Raw genomic sequence first — 20,951 nt, 5'->3', positions numbered from 1 at the left:
CGCGAGCGAGCCCGCGAGCCAAGGTCGTCAACGTTGCCCCCGTCCCCCGCCCCAGCTCGACGGTGACACCGTTCCCCGCCTCAGCTCAACGCTGACGCCGTCCCCCGCCCTCCCCTGCCTGGCTCGATCACCTCACGCCGGGACGGGGTTCACCGTCCCCGCCCCAGCTCAACGTTGACACCGTCCCCGCCCTCCCCTGCTGGCTCGATCACCTCACGCCGGGACGGGGTTCATGCAGCGTGTACGTCTTGACGTCGATATCCGGGCGCAGCGCGCGGATCACCGCAGCCACTTCTTCCTCGCACGCGTCGCACTTCAAGTAACTGAGGACGACGGTCCGCAGGGCCGGCTGGCGCGCGATCGCCTCGCCGCTGGGCGGCGCGGTCCGAGCGACGACGAGGCGAGTGAGCCGGCGCATCGGGGGCAGCGTGGAGACATCGAACCCGCTCCCACTGACGGTGAGCGAACCGAGATTCGGAAACGCGACCGCGACCGCATCCGGCGGCACCTTGGCGTCCAAGACGGCAAGGCTCGTGACTGAGGGCAGCGGCACCGCGCCGCGGCCACCGATCGTGGTACGATCTAGATTCACGGAGCGCAGACGACTGAATGGCGCCAGCTCACGAAGCGTCATCCACGCATCGCTGCAGACAAATCCCATATGGTCGTACGACCAGCGCTGTCCGCAGACGACCCCGGACGGATCGCCGTGAAACTCTCGAAGATCAGCCGGCTGATCGCCATCGCAATCGCCACATGCACCGAGCGCGACCGCGAGCAGCGCCACGCCCACGGCCCACCTCGCGCGCGACCGTGTCCCGCTCCGCGTCATCACGCGTCAACGCGCAGGCCGCCTTCGCTGTTCCCGCTGCCCAGCCGACTGGAGGGGGACGGTGTCAGCTTTGACAACCTTTCGGCCGTCCCGCTCGCGGCGCGCTCCGGCTCGCGGCCGATCGGGACCCGGGCGAGTCGCGGACGCAGGCGCCCCGCGCTGTTCCCGCCGGCCGCGCCAGAACAGCCGGGCCGAAAGGGGGACGGGGTCCTCTGGAATCGTCGGGGGCGATCCAGAAGATGTCACCGCGGTGAATGGCACGGGCGCTCATGAGTGTGCGGCGAGTTGCGCGAGGTGCAGTGCGCGTGCTGGGGCGACGGCTACTCGTTGATGGCCTCGACGCCCCTCGCGGCGAGGCGCGCGAGGCCATCCTTCATCGCCTGGAGTTGCTCGGGCGCGTGGCCCTTCCAGTCGGTGATCTCGCCGATGACCCGGAGCGGAGGCCGCGTGCGGTACGACCGCGTCGGGTTGCCGGGGAACTTCTTATCGGTGAGGTTCGGGTCGTCCTCGAACGGGCCGGTCGGCTCGACGATGTAGATGCGGCCCGGCCCGTCACCGATCGCCAGCTCGGCGCCCCACGTGGCGGCATCCAATGTCGAGGTGAAGTAGACGAAGGCAGCGTTGTCCCTGTTGCCGTAGTTCGAGCTGCGCCCGGGCTCGATGAGGTCTCCGGTCTTCAAGTCAGCCTTCGTCCCGTGGAGGAAGCCTTCCTCGCCACGGTCGTTGGTCCACACCTTGAACGGCTCTGGGGTCGTGTGCGTCGCCATCGGCGAGCGATCATAGCTCGCAGCCGCGACGTCACCGACGTCGGCGCATCCGACCTGTCCCCGCTGCCCGCGCCGGGAGGCCTTGCCCTTCCCGGAAGGTGAGAGGAGAGGGGGGCGCCGATCGCGGCCGGCTGAAGATCCCACCGTTATCGATGCTCCGAGCCAAACGTTGTCAAAGTTGACACCGTCCCCTCTGCGTCAGACCCAGGTCGTGACGCCGATCATCAGCAGCTTGTAGCCCGAGCTGATCGCGCCCTGGTTGATGGGGCTGATCTGCTGGCTGCCGGGCGCGGCGACCGGCTGGATGGGATCGGGGCCGGTGCGCTTGTCGGGCGGCACGAGGCCGGGGCCGGTGCAGTTGGCGCCCTGGGTGTTGTTGTTGCAGCCGGCGTCCTGGGTGCGCGTGCCCTCGTAGACCATGCCGCCGCCGATGTCGATGCGGACCTTGTCGAGGGTCATCGACCCGCCCAGGGCCATGGTCGTGCGGGCGGCGCCGTCGAGGTCGGCGCGCTCCCAGCCGGTCTTGGCGGCGGTGGTGTCGTAGGCGACGCCGCCGCGCACGGTCACCCGGCCCGGGCCCATGTCGCGCTCGTACGAGCCGCCGAGGCGGAAGGAGTAGGTGTCCTTGAAGCCGTGGCGGATGATGGTCTTGTTGAGCGGCACGCCGGCGTTGGTGGTGCCGTCGAGCGACGCGAAGCCGTCGACGATGACCTCCTGGTCGGTCGCGCTGCTCCACTGCTCCCAGGCGACGTTGGCCTCGACGTCGGCCATCTGCTTGCCGGCGGCGTCGCGCACGATGTACCGGCCGCCGACGGTGACCGTCGCCGCCAGGTTCAGGTTCACGCACGCCTTGAGCTCGGCGGCGGTGCCGCCCTTGTTGCACTGCGCCGCGCTGTCCTCGATCGGGATGATCGTCGGCCGCTGCCCCGGCCCGAGCTCGACGCCCGAACCCTGGACCGCGTCACCGATGCCGTCGGCCCGGACCTCGATCGCGCTCGACCACGCGGCGCCGACCTCTATGGCCGGCGTCACCCGGTAGCGCGCGCCCAGACCGAACGCTGGCACGAACAGGTCCTTGACCTTGACGTGAAACTTCGCGTCCTTGCCGGCCCACTCCTCGAAGTTCGACAGCCCCCAGACGTAGGTCGTGGCGTCGATGTCAGCGAAGCCCGACGAGAACCGGGCGCCGATGTCGAGCTTCGGGATCGGGCGGTAGGCCAGGGCGATCGACGGCAGCACCACCGCGGCGGTCTGCTCGATCACGTCGTAGCGGGTCGGCGGCGGCGGGCGGGTCGGATCTTCGAGGGTGTAGTCGGCGCCCATGCGCCGCGCCGGGTACGCGGTCGGCGCGTAGATGCCGACGCCCAGGGCCAGGCCCTTGACCAGGCTCGACAGGTCGGTGGCGATCGCGATGGTCGGCACCGCCTGGAACTGACCGATGCCGATCGCCGGCTTGGAGTCGTCGGACACCGCGGCGTAGGGCTGGCCCTCCCACGGGTCGGTGCGGCCCGGCACGTCCTCATGCACGCCGTAGCGCTGGAAGGTCATGTTGAAGCTGACCAGCGAGCTGCCGACGTGGACGACGGTGCCCTTGGTGCCCGCCAGGCCGGCCGGGTTCACGCCGATCGCCGACGGATCCGACAGCGACGCGACCGACGCGCCGGCGCGCGCGACCGACACCGGGCCGCTGCCGGGCAGGTACAGGCCGCCGGCCTGCGCGCTCCCGGCGGCCAGGAGCGAGGCCGCCAGCGACCCCAGGGTGACACGACCGAACAACCTCGACTGACGCTTCGTCATTCCGATGAGCTTACGTCGGCCCCACGGCGTCGCGTCAAGGCGCGATGAGTCATCAAGATCGAGATCGCGGCCGGGGTGACCCCGTCGATCCGGGCCGCCTGCCCCACCGAGACCGGCCGCAGCGACGACAGCTTCTCGATCACCTCGCGCGACAGCCCCGGGATGCCGGCGTAGTCGAGGTCGAGGGCCAGCGGCACCCGGTCGGCCTCGACCAGGCGCGCGGCGTCGGCGGCCTGGCGCTTGAGGTAGCCCTCGTACTTGACCTCGGTCTCGACCTGCTCGAGCAGCGCCGGCGCGGTCGTCGCGGCCGCCACCCCGCCCGCGGCCGCGACCTCCTCGACCGCGCGCCAGTCGAGCTCGGGTCGGCGCAGGAGATCGGCCAGGGTCGCGCGGCGCCCGGCCACCGACGCCGAGCCCAGCCGCGCCAGCGCCGCCTCGACCGCGGGCGTGCCGGTGACCGACGCCCGCAGCGCGCGCTCGCGGGCCGCGGCCAGCGCCGCCTGCCGGGCCTCGAACCAGGCCCAGCGCGCGTCGTCGACCAGACCGGCCGCGCGCGCGGTCGGCAGCAGCCGGTCGGCGGTGTTGTCCTCGCGCAGGAGCAGCCGGAACTCGGCGCGCGAGGTCATCATCCGGTACGGCTCCTTGGTGCCGCGCGTGACCAGGTCGTCGACGAGGACGCCGCCGTAGGCCTGGGCCCGCGACAGGATCAGCGGGTCGCGCCCGGCCAGCGCCAGCGCGGCGTTGGCCCCGGCCAGGAGGCCCTGGATCGCGGCCTCCTCGTAGCCCGACGTGCCGTTGATCTGCCCGCCCAGGTACAGGCCCGCGACCCGCCGGGTCTCGAGCGTCGGCAGGAGCTCGCGCGGGTCGACGTAGTCGTACTCGACCGCGTAGCCGGGCCGGGTCATCTCGGCGCGCTCGAGGCCCGGGATCGTGCGCACCAGCGCCAGCTGCACGTCGTACGGCAACGACGTCGAGATGCCGTTGGGGTAGATCTCGCCGCGATCGAACCGGTCGGTGGACTCGGGCTCGAGGAAGATCTGGTGGCGGGGCTTGTCCGCGAACCGGACGACCTTGTCCTCGATGCTCGGGCAGTAGCGCGGTCCGACCCCGGCGATCGCGCCCTGGTACAGGGGCGAGCGGTGCAGGTTGGCGCGGATGAGCTCGTGGGTCGCGGCGGTCGTGGCCGTGAGCCAGCACGGCCGCTGCACCAGCGGCGGCGGCGCGGTCGACGCGTCGAGCGCGAACCGCGGCGCCGGATCGTCGCCGGCCTGGACCTCGAGCGCGGCGTAGTCGATGGTCTTGCCGTCGAGCCGACACGGCGTGCCGGTCTTGAGCCGCGCCAGCGGCAGGCCCAGCCGCGCCAGCGAGCCCGACAGCGACACCGCCGGGGCCTCGCCGGCCCGGCCGCCGGCGGCGCGGGCGTCGCCGACGAAGATCGCCCCGCGCAGGAACGTGCCGGTCGTGATCACGACCGCGCCGCCGCGGAACCGCACGCCCATCGTGGTCGTCACGCCGACCACCCGCGGCCGCCCGCCGCGCTCGTCGGTGTCGATCGACGCGACCTCGGCCTGGCGCAGCGCCAGCCCGGGCGTGTCCTCGAGCCGACCGCGCATGGCCTCGCGGTAGCGCAGCTTGTCGGCCTGGGCCCGGGTCGAGCGCACCGCCGGGCCCTTCGACGCGTTGAGCCGCCGGAACTGGATGCCGGTCGCGTCGATGACCTGGGCCATCGCGCCGCCGAGCGCGTCGATCTCCTTGACCAGGTGGCCCTTGGCGACGCCGCCGATCGCCGGGTTGCACGACATCTGCGCGACCAGCTCGAGCGAGCCGGTCAGCACCAGCGTGCGCGCGCCCAGCCGGGCCGCCGCCAGCGCCGCCTCGCACCCGGCGTGGCCGGCGCCGACGACGATCACGTCGTAGGCGTCGGGGTACGCGAACGCGGTCATCGGCCGCCCGACGCGCGCGTCACTCGAACCGGTTCGCGCACGCGGGATCGCCGTGCGGCAGCTTGGGCGCGAAGTCGTAGACGGCGAGCGTCAGCGCCACCGCCAGGTTGCCTGGGTGCGCGCGATCGGGCGCGACGTCGGTGTCCCAGGCCAGGCCCTTGACCTTCACCGACCCGCACGGGTCGTGGATGTTGCGCTTGTACTTCACGAGCGACGCCTTGTACTCGGCCAGCTCGTCGTACGAGCACACGCCGGGGGTGCCGCACTCGAACCGGAACGTGTCGTACCAGGACGAGGTCGCCGGCGCGTACTCGGCGATCGTCACCGCCGCCGACACGCCGCCGTCGTTCGAGGCTCGCAGCCCGACCTTGTGCTCGCCCGCGCCGAGGTCGAGGTAGAAGCAGTCCAGGGCCCGGGCCCGGCTCTTGTAGAGCACGTCGTCGTCGACCGTGATCCACAGCTCGTGCTCGGACGGACCGACCCGCAGCTCGAACCGCTTGACCCCGTCGTCGGGCGTGCCCGCGCCGCCATCCCCGGGCGCGTCGGCCGACCGGCAGGTGCAGGTCTGGCCGTTGCACAGCGGCCCGGCCAGGGTCCCGACGGTGGCCGGGGCCGGCGGCGGCGCCAGCAGCACCGGCGTCCGGGGCGTGCTCCCGCACGCGGCGAGGGGGACGAGCGCGACGAGCCAGTGCCGGAGGGCGACCATGGCGCCATGGAGCCACAAGCGCACGCGCCCGGCAACCACCGCGGGCGATCCGCGGTCCAACCCGACACGCGCACGTGCGCGTCTAACGTTTGACCCCGTCGGCCCCTGCGGTGTACACATGCTCAACTTCGGGACTTCCCAGATGATTTCGCGCCGCCCTGCCCTGATCCTCGCCCTCGCCCTCGCCCTCGCGGGCACGCTGGGGACCACCGCGTGCGGCGGCCGCTCGGGCCCCACCGCGGTCGACTACTCGGTTTCGGCGCAGAAGAACTACGACCGCGGCATGGCCATGCTCGAGCGCGAGGAGTGGCAGGCCGCGGCGAAGTACTTCAGCTTCATCCGCAGCCGCTTCCCGTACTCGAAGTTCGCGGTGCTCGCCGAGCTCCGCCTCGCCGACTCGCTGTTCGGCGCCGAGGAGTACCTCGACGCCGCCGAGAGCTACCGCGTCTTCGCCAAGCTGCACGTGACCCACGAGCTCGTCGCCAACGGCTACACCAGCCTCCGCGTCGCCGAGTCCTATTACAAGCAGCTCCCCGGCGACATGTGGATCGTCCCGCCCTCGTACGAGAAGGACCAGACCTCGATCGAGGAGGCGGCCGAGGAGCTCGACCGGTTCCTCGCGAAGTTCCCCGACTCGCCGTTCCGCAAGCGCGGCGTCGAGCTGCGCACCAAGGTCGCCAAGCGCCTCGCCGATCACGAGTGGTACGTCGCCACCTATTACTGGGATCGCGGCAAGCCCATGGGCACCGTGCTGCGGCTGCGCCGGCTGCTCGACCGCTACAGCGGCGTCGGCTACGACGAGCGCGCGCTGTGGCTGCTCGGCCGCGCCTACGCCAAGGTCGACATGCCCGACCGGGCGCGCGAGACCTGGGCCCAGCTCGTGAGCAAGTACCCCAAGAGCAGCCAGGCCGGGGACGCCAAGGGCGCGATCGCGCGCCTGCCGGCTGCGACCCCACCCAAGCCCTGACGGGGCCACGTCACAAGCGGGCGACCCGCCCCCGGAGCGACCATGTCGGATCGAGTCGATCAGCTCATCACAGTCGGCCGCGAGCACTACAAGGCCGGCGAGTACGACAAGGCCGAGCCGCTGCTGACCGAGGCGGTCGAGCTCGAGCCGCGCTTCGCCGACGTCTCGAACATGCTCGGGGTCATCTTCCACGCGCAGGGGCGGTTCCAGGAGGCCGAGGCCGCGTTCGAGGCGGCCCTGGCGATCAACCCCAACTACACCGAGGCCGCGCTCAACCTGTCGGTGACCTACAACGACCGCGGCAAGTACGACCTCGCGCGCGAGATCTACGCGCGGGTCGTGACCACCAGCTACAAGGCCCCGCGCGCGATCGACCCGTTCGCCCGCGGCAAGCTCGCCAACATGCACGCCGACCTCGGCTCGGGCTACGCCAGCCTGGCGATGTACGAGGAGGCGGTGCGCGAGTACGGCAACGCCCTCGCGCTGTGTCCCGAGTTCGCCGACCTGCGCGTGCGCCTCGGCGCGGTCTACCGCGACATGGGCGATCACGAGGCCGCGATCCGCGAGCTGACGATGGCGCGCGACCAGCGCCCCGCGTACATGCCGGCGCGCGTGCACCTCGGCGTCACGTACTTCTCGGCCGGCCGCAAGGAGGACGCGGTCCGCGAGTGGCGCGAGGTGCTCGTCCGCGACCCCGGCAACAAGAGCGCGATGCTCTACCTGCGCATGGTCAAGGACTGACCGCGCGCTGCGCGCGCTGGCTGCTGGCCGACGGCAGGCGCCGGGGCTGCGCACCGTCGAGTCGCTGCCGTCAGCACATCGCGCACACCTGGCTGCTGGCCGACGGCTGGCGTCGGGGCTGCGCTGGCTGCTGGCCGACGGCTGGCGCCGGGGCTGCGCACCGTCGAGTCGCTGCCGTCAGCACATCGCGCACACCTGGCTGCTGGCCGACGGCTGGCGCCGGGGCTGCGCACCGTCGAGTCGCTGCCGTCAGCACATCGCGCACACCTGGCTGCTGGCCGACGGCTGGCGCCGGGGCGCGCGCCTCCGAACCGCTGCCGGCCGCGCGTCGTCCAGACCTGGCTGTTCGCCCGAGGCTGACGTGCCGGCCGCGCGCCGTCGAGCGTGTGCCAGGTGCGCGGGTCGCGCGACGGCTGCGCAGCGCCCCGCGGCCACCCGAGCCGGGTGACTGGCGGCGCGCCTGGCCGAGCACCTACCCGAGCGGTGCCCCGCGCGGCCCCGAGCGATGTCCGCCGGCGCGGCCCTGGCGGCGGCGAGTCGTGTAGGCTGGCGCCTCACCACGAGGAGGACGAGATGACTGACGACCGCAAGCTCGAGGCAAGCCGCGACTGGACCCAGCACGGCGAGACGATCACCGGCACCGGCGCCGCGCGCGAGGTGTTCCGCGGCATCCAGGCCGACCTCAACTACTTCGCCGAGAAGGTCGGCTTCGAGACGGTCAAGGTCGACGGCGTCCTCGGCCCGCAGACGCTGGCCGCGCTCAAGGCCACGCACCTCGCGGTGGTCGCCGCCAACCCGCTCCTGGCGGCGACGCTGATCCCGCCGACCACGGTGGCCGGCACCGCCGAGAACGCGATGGCGTCGCGCACCTGGCTCGAGACCACCGCGCGCAAGGCGCTCAACCTCTCGGACCTGCGCCGCTACCACCGCGGCAGCGGCAAGGAGTGGAACACCAAGGACGCGATCGCCTACGGCGCCGGTCCGGTCCACGACGACTTCAAGGCGCTCCAGACCGATCTGAACCGCTTCGCCGAGGCGCTCGGGTACAAGGCGCTCACCGTCGACGGCTTCCTCGGCGCCAAGACCGCCGCCGCGACCAAGGCGATCTACGACGCGCTCGTGAGCAAGAACCCGATGAACGCGATGACGCTGTTCCCGGCGCCCGACACCAAGGAAGAGTGCGCCGAGTACTGCATGTTCATCCGCAGCTGGCTCGGCGCCAAGGCCGGGCAGCTGCTCGGCGAAGCCGGCGCCTGATCACGGCGCGGCGGCGGGCGTGGCGGCGGCGGGCGTGGCGGCGGCGGCGCGGGTCATGATCCACAGGTAGTCGACGCCGCCCTCGGCCAGGGCCGCGGCCACGTTGCCGTCGCCGTCGTCGATGATCGGCCGCACCGACACCGCGTCGGTGACGCCGCGCCGCCGCAGGCGACCGACGATCGCCGAGTCGTGGCAGTGGCCGTTGCCGGCGATGATCACGATCGCGTCGGCGCCGTCGAGCCAGGCCTTGGCGCCGGCCGCCATCGACTCGTCCCAGAGCACCTGGGCCGCGTACATGTTGTCGGGCGTCGGCATGTTCGCGCCGCCGTGCTCGCCCATGTCGGCCATGAGCGCGTCGAACCAGGCCCGGTGGCGGGCGTCGTCGAGGACCAGCTCGGGCAGCTGGGCCTGCTCCGCGGGCGTGAGGCCGGCCACGCCGACCTTCGACACGCGCTTGACCAGCTCGGCCGGGGCGTTGAGCGCCCGCACGCCCCAGTGGTGGCCCGTCGCCGCCGCGATGATCGGCTGGTACAGGCTCCACGGGTAGCCCCAGCGATCGCTCCAGCCCACCCGGGTCAAGAACGTCGGCTCGTCGATCACGCCGGTGGCGAAGTCGTCGACGACGCCCTGGAACGGCGTCTGGATCATCTCGAGCCCGAGCGCGCGCCGCCCGGGCGCCGCGACCAGGTGCTCGACGATCGTGAGCTGGGCCCAGTGGTGGTGCGGGTTGGGGTGCTCCTCGCCGGCGCAGACCGCGCGCGCGGCGGTCAGCGCGGCCCAGAACGCCTCGGGGGTGACCGCGCGGCCGGTGTGGCCGTCGACGATCGCGAACGGCAAGGCCGCGTCGGCCAGCGTCACGGGGGTGGTGTCATGGTGGCCGGGGGCGGCGGGGGGCGGCCGGCGCCCGCCACAGGCCCCGAGCGTCACGGCGATGGCCAGGCAGCAGAAGCGCACCGGGCGACTGTACCATCGGCGCGGCCATGCCAGAGTAAGGCGGTGACCGCGACGCCCCTGGCCGCCCTCGTGCTGCCATACCGCACCAGCGCGCTGCCCGGCATCGGCGGCCACCTCCGCGCCAGCGACGACGACTTCGCCGTCGACGAGCTGCCGGCCTACCCGCCCAGCGGTGAGGGCGACCACGTCTTCGTCCACATCGAGAAGCGCGGGCTGACCACGCCCGAGGCCGCGAACCGGCTGGCCGCCGCCGCCGGGGTGCCGGCGCGCGACGTCGGCTGGGCCGGGATGAAGGACCGGCACGCGGTCACGCGCCAGTGGCTGTCGCTGCCGCCGCCGGCGCGCCCCGAGCAGCTCGCCGACCTGGCCGAGCCCGGCTTGACGGTGCTGGCCGCGGTCCGGCACCGCCACAAGCTCCGCACCGGCCACCTGCACGGCAACCGGTTCGCGCTGGTCGTGCGCGGGCTCGACGACGCCAGCGTCGCCGCCGCGCAGGCCGAGGCGATCTTCGCGGCGCTCGCCGCCGGCGCGCCCAACTGGTACGGCGAGCAGCGGTTCGGCGCCCGCGGCGACAACCCCGCCGCCGGCCTCGCGGTGATCCGCAGCGGCGGCAAGGGCGGCGGCCCGCCCAAGCGCAAGCGCTTCCTGGTGTCGGCGCTGCAGTCGCACCTGTTCAACCAGTGGCTGTGCGAGCGCCTCGCCGACGGGCTCGACCGCACCGTGCTCGCCGGCGACGTGCTGACCAAGCCGGCCACCGGCGGCATGTTCGTGTCGAGCGAGCCCGAGATCGATCAGCCGCGGCTCGACGCCGGCGAGGTGGCGCTGACCGGACCGATGTTCGGCGCGGCGATGAGGTCGCCGCCCGACGGCTCGCCCGCGCACGTGCGCGAGGCCCGGCTGCTCGACGCGATCGGCCTGGGCCCGGCCGACTTCGCCCGCCTCGGCGGCCTCGCCAGCGGCACCCGGCGGGTCGGCTTCCTCGCGCTGGCCGGCACCGCGGTCGAGGTGGTCGCGCCCGACGCGATCCGCGTCACGTTTTCACTGCCCGCCGGCGCCTACGCCACCGCGATCCTGCGCGAGGTGCAAAAGTGCCCGGACGGGTTCGGCGCCGACGCCGCGCCCGCCGACGCCGACGCGCTCGACGACTCTCCCGCCGACCGCGGCGCCGGTGCCGCGGCCGATCCCTCCGACCAACCTCTCGAGTAGCCCGCCCATGAACCTCACGCAATCGTTCGTCGACTTCGCGCTCCTCGGTGCCGAGTGGGTGATGTGGCTCCTGATCGTCCTGTCGGTCGTGTCGATCGCGATCATGGTCGATCGCGCGCTGTGGTTCCGCCACCGCGACGGCGACACCGCGAGCGCGCGCGGCGAGCTGGCCCGCGCCACCGACGACGAGGCCCGGGCCGCGCTGGCCAAGCGCTGGCGCGCGTCGCCGGCGATCCCGCTGCAGGTCGCGGCCACCGGGCTCGAGGCCCTGGCCGGGGGCCCCGCCGCCGCCGCCGAGGCCATGCACGGCGAGCGCGCGCGCTGGCGCCGCGACGCCGACAAGAACCTGATCGTGCTCGGCACCCTCGGCAACAACGTCCCGTTCGTCGGGCTGTTCGGCACCGTGCTCGGCGTGATCAAGGCGTTCGACGATCTCAAGGCGGCCACCACCGGCAGCGAGACCGCGGTCATGGCCGGCATCGCCGAGGCCCTCACCGCCACCGCGATCGGCCTGCTGGTCGCGATCCCGGCGGTCGTCGCCTACAACTTCTTCAGCCGCCGGCTCAAGGTGGTCATGGGCGGCGCCGACGAGATGGCCCACGCGGTGCTGGCCGCCGCCCACGCCGCCGAGCGGAGCCGCTGATGGCCGGCGGCAGCCTGTACCAGGACGACGACGGCGCGGTCATCACCGACATCAACGTCACGCCGTTCGTCGACGTCGCGCTGGTGCTGCTGGTGATCTTCATGGTCACGGCGCGCCTGATCGTGCAGCGCGGCGTCGAGGTCGAGAAGCCCAAGTCGTCGGTCGGCCAGGACGTGCCCGGCACCGTGATCATCACCGTCGACAAGGGCGGCGTGGTCTACATCAAGGGCGAGGCCTACCCCGACCGCGTCAAGGCCAAGCAGACCCTGACCGACCTGGCCAAGCGCGATCCCAACGCCAAGGCCATCATCGTCGGTGACACCAGCGCCGCCTACGGCGCGATCTTCGGCGCGATCGAGCTGGCCAAGACCGCCGGTATCGAGAGCATCTCGCTCGCCAACGATCCCGCGGCCGCGCCGACGACCGTGACCACCCCGCAGCCGGCGGTCGCGCCGCAGTAGCTCATGGCGACGACGCTGCACCTCACCATCGCCGCGACCGTCGCCGTGCACCTGATCGCGGCGGTGGTCGTCGACGCCGTGGGGGTCGTCAACAAGTCCGAGCCCAAGCCGCCGCCGCCGCGGATCTCGCTGGTCGACGTCGACGTCGCGGCGCTGCGCCCACCACCACCGCCGCCGCCGCCGCCGGCCGAGCCCGAGGTGGCCACCGCCCCGCCGCCGACCGACCTGGTCGCCCCGACCCCGGTCGCGCCGCCGACCACGCGCCGGCGCGCCGCCACGACCGCGACGCCGCCGCCGTCCGAGACCGCGCCGCCCCCGTCGGACACGCCGAGCACCGGCGGCGGCGACGCGCCGATCTACCGCCTGCCCGATCTCGGCGCTGGCGGGAACGGTCCGGCGGTCGCGACCGGCCGGCCCCCGACCGGCCCCACCGGCGGCGGTGGCAGCGGCGGCGGCTCCGGCGGCGGCTCGGGCAGCGGCGTCGGGCCCGCGGTCCAGGCCCGGCCGGTGTCGGTCGCGGCCATCAAGACCCGCGCGAAGCCCAAGGGCGACTTCGACTACTTCGACGCCGGCAAGGACTACCCGGCCGAGGCCCGCGCGCTGGGCACCGAGGGCGTGATCAAGGCCAAGCTGGTGGTCGACGAGCGCGGCCAGGTCGTCAAGGCCACGCTGGTCACGCGCCTGGGCCACGGCCTCGACGAGCTGGCGCTGCGCCGCGCCCGCGCGCTCGAGTTCACGCCCGCGCTCGACGACGCCGACCGCCCGGTCTCGTCGATCGTCGTCTGGGAGTTCACGTTCTCGCTGCCGCCGTGACCGGCCGCCGCGCTCGAGTGCACGCTCGCGCTCGACGACGCCGACCGCCCGGTCTCGTCGATCGTCGTCTGGGAGTTCACGTTCTCGCTGCCGCCGCGATCCGCCGCCGCCGCCATAGATCGCCGCCCCCGCACCCCCGGTGACCGCCGCCGGCCGACGGCTCAGGCCTTCGGCGGCGGCATGATCGCGGTCTCGAGGTCGGCGCCCTCCCACGTGGCCCCGAGCGCCAGCCGCTGGCGCAGCCCGACGAAGTCGACCTCGCGGGCGCCGCCGGACTCGAAGGCGCGGAAGCCGGCCTTGGCCTCGGCCATCATGTTGAGCGCCAGCCACGCGCGGCTCTGCTCCTTGTTCTTGTCCCAGTGCTCGAGCTTCTTCTTGCGCAGGCTCTCGATCGTCTTGATCGAGCACTCGGGGAAGGTCATCAGGAGCTTCGTCGTCAGCCGATCGACCGCGCGATCGAGCTCGCTGAGGTCGACCGTGCCGCTGGCGAGCAGCGCCTTGCCGGCGGCGAGCGCGTCGCCGGTCTTGCTCTCGCCGTAGACGATCTGGCCGCGCTCGTCGAGGTAGCGCGCGGTCTCGACCAGCGGGTTGGGCACGAACGCGCCGTCGACCTTGAGCGCCGGCGCGATCTCGGTGAGCAGGCCCAGCCGCATCGCCTTGTGCGCGCTCCACAGCCCGGCCGCGGTGGTGCACGACAGCATCGCCTGCTCGATCCCGACGTAGAGGTGCAGGAAGTCGGTGGCGCCGCCGTCGGGCGCCGAGCCGTGCTTGGGGCCGACCTGGCCGAACCGCGCCAGGTCCGACGCGACCGAGAAGTCGCAGGCCATGCCGATCTCCTGACCGCCGCCGACCCGCAGGCCGTTGACGCGGCAGATCACCGGCTTGTCGCACGCCAGGATCGCCGAGACCATGTCGTTGAACAGGCGCATGTACTGGCGGTACTCGCCGGCGTGACCGGCGTAGCGGGTCGCGTACTCGCGGGTGTTGCCGCCCGAGCAGAACGCCTTGTGGCCAGCGGCGGTGAACACCGCGCACACCGCGGCGCGATCGTTGGAGGCGTGCCGGAACGCCAGGATCACCTCCTTGATCGTGTCGGTCGTGTACGAGTTGAACTGGGCTTCGTTGTCGAGGACGATCCACAGGTTGTGGAGCCCCTCGACCGCGCCGCCCTTGGCGTCGAAGACCGGGTGGCGCTCGACGCGGATGTGCTTGAACGTGTAGCCGGGCACGAGGTCGTGGTCGTACATGTCCCTCTGGTAGCGCCGGGGTCGGCCCGGCGAGTTGATCGCGATCAACTCCGCCAGCGATTCGTGCGGGGGTGCGCGCAGGGGCCCGCCGGAATCCGGCTCGCACTTGACCACCGTCAAGCCGCCGCGAGCGCGCGCTCCTAGAGTGCGCTCATGGACGACACGATCCGCAGGGGCTGGCGGATGACCGGCCCGGGCCAGCTGGCCTGGTTCGAGGAGCCGCTGCCCGAGCCGCCGCCCGGCCACGTCACGGTCGAGGTGCTCGGCTGCGGTGTGTGCCACACCGACCTCGGGTACCTCTACGACGGCGTCGCGCCCGCGCACAAAGGCCCGCTGGTGCTCGGGCACGAGATCATCGGCCGCCGCGCCGACGGCGGCCTCGTGCTGGTGCCCGCGGTGAGCCCGTGCGGCGAGTGTCCGGCGTGTCGGCGCGGCCGACCGACCGCGTGCGCCCACGGCCGCATGCCCGGCAACCACCACGACGGCGGGTTCGCGACCCACGTGCAGGTGCCGAGCCGCTACCTGTGCCCGGTGCCGGCGGTCGACGAGCCGTGGCGCCTCGCGGCGATCGCCGACGCGGTGACCACGCCGCTGCAGGCGGTCACGCGCACCGGCCTGGCGGCCGGCGACGTCGCGATCGTGGTCGGCGCCGGCGGCGTCGGCGGCTTCCTGGTCGAGATCGCGGTCGCGCTCGGCGCCACGGTCGTGGCGATCGACGTCGCGCCGGCGCGGCTCGAGCGCGCGACCGCCCACGGCGCCCGGGTGGTCGTCGACCCGCGCACCGTCGAGCCCAAGGCCGCCCGCAAGGAGCTGGCGAAGCGCCTCGGCGCGGGCGCGCCCGACGCCGGCTGGCACGTGTTCGAGTGCTCGGGCACGCCGGCCGGGCAGCAGCTCGCGTTCGCCCTGCTGACCCGCGGCGGCAAGCTCGCGATCGTCGGGTTCACGCCCGAGGTGATCCCGCTGCGGCTGTCGAACCTGATGGCGCTCGACGCCGAGGCCTACGGCAACTGGGGCGCCGATCCGGCGCTCTACGCCCCCGCGCTCGAGCTGGCGCTGACCGGCAAGATCGATCTGGCCTCGGCGGTCGGGCGCCACGCGCTCGCCGACGCCCCGGCGGTGCTGGCCGCGGTCCGCGATCACCAGGTCGACCATCGCCCGGTGCTGATCCCATGACCGACGCCCCGATCACCCTGCAGGTCCACGACGACGGCGCGTTCGTCGAGCTGCGCCTGACCCGGCCGCCGCGCAACGTCCTCGACGGCGCCGCGCTCGACGTGCTGGCCGTCCAGGCCGCCGCGATCACCAGCGCCACCCACGCCCGCGCGATCTTGCTGTCCGCCGCCGGCCCCAACTTCTCGGTCGGCGCGTCGGTGCCCGAGCACGCCCGGGCCCACGCCGCCGGCATGCTCGCCCGCTTCCACGGCGCGATCCGCGCGCTGCTCGCGTGCGACCTGCCGATCGTCGCCGCGATCCGCGGCCACTGCCTCGGCGGCGGCCTCGAGCTGGCCAGCCTGGCCGCGCGGGTGTTCGTCGCCCCCGACGCGCAGCTCGGGCAGCCCGAGATCCGCCTGGGCGCGCTGGCGCCGGTGGCGTCGGTGCTGCTGCCGCGCCGGCTCGGCCAGGCCCGGGCCGAGGACCTGCTGTGCTCGGGCAGGTCCGTCGACGCGGCCGCCGCGGTCGAGCTCGGCCTCGCCACCGCGGTCGCCGACGACCCCGAGGCCGCGGCCGCCGCGTGGATCCGCGCCAGCCTGGTGCCGCACAGCGCCAGCTCGCTGCGCCTGGCGACGCGCGCGGCCCGCGCCGGCCTGCGGCGCGACCTCGACGACCTCTTGCCCGTGCTCGAGCGGCTCTACGCCGCCGAGCTGTCGCCCACCCATGACGCCGAGGAGGGCGTGCGCGCCTTCCTCGAGAAGCGCCCGCCCCGCTGGGAGGACCGGTGACCACCACCCCGACCCCGTCCGTCGACGATCTCGTCCGCGACCTCGAGGCGCGGTTCGACGACGTCGCCCTCACCCACGTCCGCGCCTGGAAGGAGGCCGGCCCCAACCGCATCGCGATCGGGTGCATGCCGGTGTTCGCGCCGCGCGAGGTCCTGCTGGGCCGCCGGCGCGCTGCCGGTGTTCGTCCGCGGCGCCGGCGATCGGATCGAGACCATCCGCGGCGACGCCTACTACCAGTCGTACATCTGTCACCTGCCGCGCTCGACGCTGGAGCTGGGGCTGCTCGGCCACCTCGACGGCCTCGACGGCATGGTCTTCCCCAACACCTGCGACGTCATCCGCAACCTGTCGGGCATGTGGCAGACCACGTTCCCGCAGCACCTGGTGCGGTTCATCGATCCGCCCCAGACCGCCGAGCCGGCCAGCGCCGCGGCCTACCTGCACCACGAGCTGACCGCGCTGTTCCAGGAGCTGTGCGCGCGCAGCGGCCTCGCGCCCGACCCGAGCCGGCTGCACGCCGCCATCGCCGACGTCACCGCCGCCCACGCGGTCATGCGCGAGCTGGCCGCCGCGCGCATGCGCGAGCCGTGGAACCTGCCGATCGACGAGGTCTACCTGCTGCGCCGCGCCGCCGACGGCATGCCGCCCCGGGCCTGGATCGAGCTGGCCGAGGCCTACCTCGCCGCGGCCACCGCCCGCGGCCGCAAGCCCGAGGATCGGATCCGCGTGTGCCTGGTCGGCGCGTTCTGCGAGCAGCCGCCGCGCGCGCTGTTGCGCGCCGCCGAGAAGGCCGGCTGCTACATCGTCGACGACGACCTGACGCTCGGCGTCGAGCCCAACGGGCCCGATCCGGTGCTGGGGGACGACGGCGACCCGATGGCCGCGATCGTCGCGGCCTGGCTGCGCGCCACGCGCCCGTCCGCGGTGCGCTACGACGAGCACGGCCACGCCGGCCGGATCCTCGCCGACCGGGTCGCCGCGGTCGGCGCCGACGGCGTGATCTTCGCCGCGCCGTCGTTCTGCGACCCGGCGCTGCTCGATCAGCCGCGCCTGACCCGCGTGCTCGACCAGCGCAACATCCCGTACACGTCGTTCAAGTACGCCGAGAACACCGGCCAGTTCCAGGCGATCCGCGAGCAGGCCGGCACCTTCGCCGACTCCGTCAAGCTGTGGGGGACCGCATGATCAAGAAGGAAGCCTCGATGGACGCGCAGAAGGACCTGCTCGCCGGGTACTTCGCGCGGCTCAGCCGGGCCAAGGACGAGGGCCGGCCGGTGGTCTACACGTTCGTCCCCGGCAACCTGGCCGAGCTGATGGCGGCGTTCGACGTGGCCCCGGTGTACCCGGAGGTCAACGCGCTGCAGTCGGCGATGCGCCAGCGCTCGAGCGGCTTCATCCGCGAGGCCGAGCGCGGCGGCCACTCCGAGGACGTCTGCAGCTACGTCAAGTGCGACCTCGGCATGCTGGCCAAGGGCAACGTCGGGCCCACCGGTGACACCATCCCGCCGCCCGACCTGCTGCTCCTGTCGTTCACCGGCTGCTTCACGTTCATGAAGTGGTTCGAGCTGTTGCGCGAGCAGTACCAGTGCGAGGTGGCGATGCTGCACGTGCCGTACGTCGGCGACGGCGTCGTCACCCCGGCCATGCGCGCCTACGTGGTCGAGCAGCTCCAGCGCGAGGTCATCCCCAAGCTCGAGAAGGTCACCGGCAAGCGGCTCGACCTCGACAAGCTGCGCGCGCTGCTGGCCAACTCGCGCCGGGCCGAGGAGGACCTGGCCTGGGTCTTCCGCTCGGCCAAGCACCGGCCGTCGCCGATCGACGCCTACTTCGGCGGCGTCTACTACATCGGCCCGATCTTCACGTCGTTCCGCGGCAGCGAGGACGCGTGCCGGTACTACGCGATGCTGCGGGGCGAGGTCGAGGAGCGGCTGGCCGCCGGCGCCGGTCCGATCACGCCCGAGGGCACGCTCGGCGACGAGCAGTTCCGGCTCGTGGTCGAGGGGCCGCCCAACTGGACCTCGTTCCGGGACTTCTGGAAGATCTTCTACGACGAGGGCGCGGTGTGCGTGGCCTCGACCTACACCCAGGTCGGCGGCACCTACGAGCGCGGCTTCCTGCACGACCCAGCCAACCCGCTCGAGTCGCTCGCCGACTACTGCCTGTCCTGTTACACCAACCTGCCGCTGCCGCGGCGCAGCCAGATCCTGGCCGACATGGTCAAGGAGTACGAGGCCGACGGCTTCGTGATCCACTCGGTCAAGAGCTGCAACTCGTTCTCGGCCGGCCAGCTCCACATGCTGCGCGAGGTCGAGCGCCTGACCGGCGTGCCCGGCGGCTTCATCGAGTCCGACCTCGTCGACGCCCGCTACTACGGCCAGGCCAACATCAAGAACCGCATCGAGTCGTACCTGCAGATGCTCCACGCCCGCCGCACCGGCGGCTCGATCCCGACGCCGCCCGCGCCCGCGCGCGTCCACCTCGAGGTGGTGCCGTGAAGCTCTACCTCGGCGTCGATCTCGGCTCGACCACGAGCAAGGCCGTGCTGGTCGACGGCGACGAGCACGTCGTCGGCCGCGGCATCACCAACACCCGCTCCAACTACGACGTCGCGGTCGAGATCGCCCGCCGCGACGCGATGACCGACGCGCGCCTGGCCCTGGCGCTGCGCCTGCTCGGCCCCGACGGCGCCGCGATCGCCGAGGCGTTCTGGGTCAGCGCTGACCTGGCCCGGCTCGACGCCCTGCGCCAGTCGTGCCGCGCCACCGCCGCCGCGATCCCGGGCGAGGGCCCGCGCCTCGCGCCCGCGGTCGACGTGATCCTGGCGCGCATGGTCGACGAGGCCAGCCAGCTGTTCAACGCCACCGCGCGCAGCCGCGGCTCGTTCTTCCGCGACATCGTCGGCGCCCGCTTCCACGCGCTGGCCGAGGAGCAGAGCGCGCGCGCCGGCGTCGACTTCGAGCGCGTGCTCGGCGTCTACGACCGCGCGATCCTCGACGCCGAGAACCAGCTCATCGACCTGCCGTTCGACGACGTGTTCGCGGCCGCGGTCGCGCACGCGGGCCTGACCGGCGACCGGCGGGCCGCGGCGCTGGCGGCCGGGCGCGACGCCGGCGCGGCGACGTTCGACGTGGTCGGGTTCGTCGGCACCGGCTACGGCCGGGCCCGGCTGCCGTTCCCGCGCGAGTGCATCCGCTCGGAGATCCTGTGCCACGGCCTCGGCGCCCACGCGATGCTGCCCGCGACCCGGACCGTGCTCGACATCGGCGGCCAGGACACCAAGGCGATCCAGGTCGACGGGCACGGCCTGGTGACGTCCTTCCAGATGAACGATCGGTGCGCGGCCGGCTGCGGCCGCTACCTGGGCTACATCGCCGACGAGCTGCAGCTCGGCCTGCACGAGCTCGGGCCGCTGGCGCTGACCTCGAAGCGGCCGTCGCGGATCACCTCGACCTGCACCGTCTTCGCGGGCACCGAGATCCGCGACCTGCTCGCGGTCGGCGAGAAGCGCGAGGACGTGCTGAGCGGCCTGCACCGCGCGATCATCACCCGGGCGATGAGCCTCTTGGCCCGCTCGGGCGGGGTCACCGATCAGCTCACGTTCACCGGCGGGGTCGCGCGCAACCAGGCCGCGGTCAACGCGCTCGACGACATGGTCCGGACCCACTACGGCCCGCGCACGATCAACGTCCACGCCGACTCGATCTACACCGGCGCGCTCGGCGCGGCCCTGTTCGCCCGACGCGGGGTGCCGGCCGAGGACCTGCCCGACGCCAAGGAGTGTGCCGGATGCAACGCCTGACCACCTGTGGCATCGACGTCGGCTCGAGCGCGATCAAGGTCGTCATCCTCGATGACGACGCCGACCGCGGCGCCGAGCTCCGCGCCACCCACCTCGAGCGCATCCGGCGGCGCGCGCCCCAGGCGGTGCTGGCCGCGGCGCTGCGCAGCGCGCTGGCCACGGCCAAGGTCGACGAAGGCGACCTGGCCTACATCGCGTCGACCGGCGACGGCGACGTCGCCGAGGGCGTCCGCACCGGCCACTTCTACGGCATGACCTGCCACGCCCGCGGCGGCTTGTTCCTGGAGCCCCGGGCCCGCTCGGTGCTCGACGTCGGCGCGCTGTGGGCGCGGGCGATCGTGATCGATCCCCGGGCCCGGGTGCTGGCGTCGCGCATGACCTCGCAGTGCGCGGCCGGCACCGGCCAGTTCATCGAGAACATCGCGCGCTACCTCGGCGTCCGCCTCGACGAGGTCGGCGCGCTGGCGATGACGGCGGCGCGGCCCGAGCCGGTCTCGGGCATCTGCGCGGTGCTGGCCGAGACCGACGTGATCAACATGGTCTCGCGCGGCATCTCGACCGCCGAGATCCTGCGCGGCATCCACGAGTCGGTCGCGATCCGCCTGGTCAAGCTCCTGCGCGCGGCCAAGGGCGGCACGCCGGTCATGGTCACCGGCGGCCTGGCCGGCAACGCCGGCCTGATGGCGACCCTGCGCGAGCGGCTCAACGACAGCGGCGCCGAGACCGAGGTCCTGACCCACCCGCTGTCGGCCCACGCCGGCGCGATCGGCGCCGCGCTGTGGGGCGCGTTCCGTCGGCGCAAGCTGGCCGCGGGCTCCACCCTGACGCCGACTGCCCTGGGCGCGGCGCCGCTCACCGTCGGCGGCTGACCGCCGCCC

The 20,951-nt window shown here is 73.3% G+C and carries 20 protein-coding genes; 13 read left to right on the top strand and 7 right to left on the bottom strand.

Annotated elements, in window-relative coordinates; translation table 11 throughout:
• Window positions 1-208: 208 nt before the first annotated feature.
• The 5 genes from IPL61_21210 to IPL61_21190 all read right to left on the bottom strand — a co-directional run bounded on the left by IPL61_21210 (window position 209) and on the right by IPL61_21190 (window position 6,045).
• A complete protein-coding gene (locus IPL61_21210) occupies window positions 209-787 on the bottom strand; it encodes a hypothetical protein (protein ID MBK9033751.1) in 579 nt (192 codons plus the stop codon).
• Window positions 788-1,152: 365 nt separating this feature from the next.
• Window positions 1,153-1,599, bottom strand: a complete 447-nt coding sequence (gene arr / locus IPL61_21205; protein ID MBK9033750.1) for an NAD(+)--rifampin ADP-ribosyltransferase — start codon at window positions 1,597-1,599, stop codon at window positions 1,153-1,155.
• Between the two features lie 198 nt (window positions 1,600-1,797).
• A complete protein-coding gene (locus IPL61_21200; GenBank protein MBK9033749.1) occupies window positions 1,798-3,396 on the bottom strand; it encodes an outer membrane protein transport protein in 1,599 nt (532 codons plus the stop codon).
• Window positions 3,393-5,339 carry a tRNA uridine-5-carboxymethylaminomethyl(34) synthesis enzyme MnmG gene (gene mnmG, locus IPL61_21195; protein MBK9033748.1) on the bottom strand — a complete coding sequence of 649 codons (1,947 nt, stop codon included), beginning with the start codon at window positions 5,337-5,339 and terminating at the stop codon, window positions 3,393-3,395. The genes IPL61_21200 and mnmG overlap by 4 nt, the downstream gene beginning before the upstream one ends.
• A 19-nt stretch (window positions 5,340-5,358) precedes the next feature.
• Window positions 5,359-6,045: a hypothetical protein gene (locus IPL61_21190; protein ID MBK9033747.1), complete on the bottom strand. Its 687-nt coding sequence runs from the start codon at window positions 6,043-6,045 to the stop codon at window positions 5,359-5,361.
• Window positions 6,046-6,187: 142 nt separating this feature from the next.
• Between IPL61_21190 and bamD the strand changes: the two genes are divergently transcribed.
• The 3 genes from bamD (at window position 6,188) to IPL61_21175 (ending at window position 9,010) form a co-directional block, all read left to right on the top strand.
• Window positions 6,188-7,012: an outer membrane protein assembly factor BamD gene (bamD, locus tag IPL61_21185; protein ID MBK9033746.1), complete on the top strand. Its 825-nt coding sequence runs from the start codon at window positions 6,188-6,190 to the stop codon at window positions 7,010-7,012.
• 42 nt (window positions 7,013-7,054) lie between these two features.
• The gene (locus IPL61_21180) at window positions 7,055-7,753 is read left to right on the top strand and encodes a tetratricopeptide repeat protein (protein MBK9033745.1); all 699 of its coding nucleotides are present in this window, start codon (window positions 7,055-7,057) and stop codon (window positions 7,751-7,753) included.
• Window positions 7,754-8,326: 573 nt separating this feature from the next.
• On the top strand, window positions 8,327-9,010 hold the full coding sequence (locus IPL61_21175; GenBank protein ID MBK9033744.1) for a hypothetical protein: 684 nt from the start codon (window positions 8,327-8,329) through the stop codon (window positions 9,008-9,010).
• Here the strand turns inward: IPL61_21175 and IPL61_21170 are convergent, their stop codons facing one another.
• Window positions 9,011-9,868 (bottom strand): ChaN family lipoprotein, encoded by an 858-nt coding sequence (locus IPL61_21170; protein MBK9033743.1) that lies wholly within the window; start codon window positions 9,866-9,868, stop codon window positions 9,011-9,013.
• 12 nt (window positions 9,869-9,880) lie between these two features.
• On the opposite strand from IPL61_21170, the gene IPL61_21165 reads away from it, so the two are divergent.
• From IPL61_21165 to IPL61_21150, 4 genes are read left to right on the top strand one after another with little or no spacing between them, the layout of a single operon-like run.
• Window positions 9,881-11,170, top strand: a complete 1,290-nt coding sequence (locus tag IPL61_21165) for a tRNA pseudouridine(13) synthase TruD (protein ID MBK9033742.1) — start codon at window positions 9,881-9,883, stop codon at window positions 11,168-11,170.
• A gap of 7 nt (window positions 11,171-11,177) precedes the next feature.
• Window positions 11,178-11,813, top strand: coding sequence for a MotA/TolQ/ExbB proton channel family protein (locus IPL61_21160; protein ID MBK9033741.1), 636 nt, complete (start codon window positions 11,178-11,180; stop codon window positions 11,811-11,813).
• Window positions 11,813-12,274, top strand: coding sequence for a biopolymer transporter ExbD (locus IPL61_21155; protein ID MBK9033740.1), 462 nt, complete (start codon window positions 11,813-11,815; stop codon window positions 12,272-12,274). The genes IPL61_21160 and IPL61_21155 overlap by 1 nt, the downstream gene beginning before the upstream one ends.
• A gap of 3 nt (window positions 12,275-12,277) precedes the next feature.
• Window positions 12,278-13,087: a TonB family protein gene (locus IPL61_21150; protein ID MBK9033739.1), complete on the top strand. Its 810-nt coding sequence runs from the start codon at window positions 12,278-12,280 to the stop codon at window positions 13,085-13,087.
• A gap of 161 nt (window positions 13,088-13,248) precedes the next feature.
• On the opposite strand, the gene oah is transcribed toward IPL61_21150, so the two are convergent.
• Window positions 13,249-14,334 carry a 6-oxocyclohex-1-ene-1-carbonyl-CoA hydratase gene (oah, locus tag IPL61_21145; GenBank protein MBK9033738.1) on the bottom strand — a complete coding sequence of 362 codons (1,086 nt, stop codon included), beginning with the start codon at window positions 14,332-14,334 and terminating at the stop codon, window positions 13,249-13,251.
• 153 nt (window positions 14,335-14,487) lie between these two features.
• Here oah and had point away from each other — a divergent pair, with 153 nt between their 5' ends.
• The 6 genes from had (at window position 14,488) to IPL61_21115 (ending at window position 20,942) form a co-directional block, all read left to right on the top strand.
• Window positions 14,488-15,507 (top strand): 6-hydroxycyclohex-1-ene-1-carbonyl-CoA dehydrogenase, encoded by a 1,020-nt coding sequence (had, locus tag IPL61_21140; GenBank protein ID MBK9033737.1) that lies wholly within the window; start codon window positions 14,488-14,490, stop codon window positions 15,505-15,507.
• Window positions 15,504-16,274 carry an enoyl-CoA hydratase/isomerase family protein gene (locus IPL61_21135; protein MBK9033736.1) on the top strand — a complete coding sequence of 257 codons (771 nt, stop codon included), beginning with the start codon at window positions 15,504-15,506 and terminating at the stop codon, window positions 16,272-16,274. The genes had and IPL61_21135 overlap by 4 nt, the downstream gene beginning before the upstream one ends.
• Before the next feature lie 177 nt (window positions 16,275-16,451).
• Window positions 16,452-17,459, top strand: coding sequence for a 2-hydroxyacyl-CoA dehydratase (locus IPL61_21130; GenBank protein ID MBK9033735.1), 1,008 nt, complete (start codon window positions 16,452-16,454; stop codon window positions 17,457-17,459).
• A complete protein-coding gene (bcrB, locus tag IPL61_21125; protein ID MBK9033734.1) occupies window positions 17,456-18,769 on the top strand; it encodes a benzoyl-CoA reductase subunit B in 1,314 nt (437 codons plus the stop codon). Before IPL61_21130 ends, bcrB begins: the two co-directional genes overlap by 4 nt.
• Window positions 18,766-20,073 (top strand): benzoyl-CoA reductase subunit A, encoded by a 1,308-nt coding sequence (locus tag IPL61_21120; GenBank protein MBK9033733.1) that lies wholly within the window; start codon window positions 18,766-18,768, stop codon window positions 20,071-20,073. The genes bcrB and IPL61_21120 overlap by 4 nt, the downstream gene beginning before the upstream one ends.
• A complete protein-coding gene (locus tag IPL61_21115; GenBank protein MBK9033732.1) occupies window positions 20,061-20,942 on the top strand; it encodes a benzoyl-CoA reductase subunit D in 882 nt (293 codons plus the stop codon). Before IPL61_21120 ends, IPL61_21115 begins: the two co-directional genes overlap by 13 nt.
• Window positions 20,943-20,951: the final 9 nt, after the last annotated feature.

The organism is Myxococcales bacterium (assembly GCA_016717005.1).
In the GTDB taxonomy this organism is placed as follows: Bacteria; Myxococcota_A; Polyangia; order Haliangiales; family Haliangiaceae; genus UBA2376.
The sequence above is the reverse complement of the archived record's forward strand: the minus strand, read 5'-3'. Positions and strand labels throughout refer to the sequence as shown.